Annotated in this window: 1 protein-coding gene; it reads left to right on the top strand. The window is 35.9% G+C overall.

Annotated features, from left to right (window positions below; translation table 11 throughout):
• Positions 1-210 (top strand): hypothetical protein (locus H4J75_RS20020; RefSeq protein WP_220465376.1); only part of this gene is annotated, 210 nt, incomplete at its 5' end.
• Positions 211-329: the final 119 nt, after the last annotated feature.

Below are 329 nucleotides of genomic sequence, written 5' to 3' on the forward strand. Positions count from 1 at the left end.
GTACAATCTATTCCATCAGGTATTAAATTACTTGTTTCCTTACTATTCGTTGTAAATCTTTTAGCATTTCTTTGTGGCATCTATTTGCTTAAAGAGAATACTGTTGTTCATAAGTTTGCTTTACCCGTTTCAATCGTAATGCTACTGAGCTTTCCATTTGGTACATTTGTAGGCGGCTTGTATCTCTGGGAGAGGTTTAAAAGCACCTAACAACACGCCCTGAGGTGGACAACTAGTAAAATTTAGCTATTTATTGCAAATTTTAACAGTGGTGATCCTCTTCGTTTTAATGCTTCTAAATATTTTGATTCGTTGTAGGGCGTCTTCGT

Origin of the sequence: Colwellia sp. BRX10-1, from assembly GCF_014077545.1 — a bacterium.
Lineage (GTDB): Bacteria > Pseudomonadota > Gammaproteobacteria > Enterobacterales > Alteromonadaceae > Colwellia_A.